Origin of the sequence: Prochlorococcus marinus, assembly GCF_001180245.1 — a bacterium.
Taxonomy (GTDB): domain Bacteria; phylum Cyanobacteriota; class Cyanobacteriia; order PCC-6307; family Cyanobiaceae; genus Prochlorococcus_A; species Prochlorococcus_A marinus_F.
This window is the reverse complement of the sequence record NZ_CVSV01000089.1, coordinates 1-215: the sequence shown is the minus strand read 5'-3', so window position 1 is coordinate 215 and position 215 is coordinate 1. Positions and strand designations below refer to the sequence as shown.

The 215-nt window shown below is 30.2% G+C and carries 1 pseudogene; it reads left to right on the top strand.

Going from position 1 to position 215, the window contains the following annotated elements:
• A pseudogene (locus tag AMO19_RS03415) lies at positions 1 to 215 on the top strand (glucose-6-phosphate dehydrogenase); the annotation flags it as partial.

The following is a 215-nucleotide window of genomic DNA, read 5'->3' as shown; positions in this document are numbered from 1 at the left end:
AAAAAATTGAATAAGATCGTTCAAAGTTGTGCTGAAGAAAGTCAGATTTATAGGATTGATCATTATTTAGGTAAAGAGACAGTTCAGAATATTCTTGTTTTGAGGTTTGCTAACACTATTTTTGAACCAATCTGGAATAGAAATTATATATCAAGTGTTCAAATTACTTCATCTGAAACTGTTGGTGTTGAAGATAGAGCAGGTTATTACGAAAG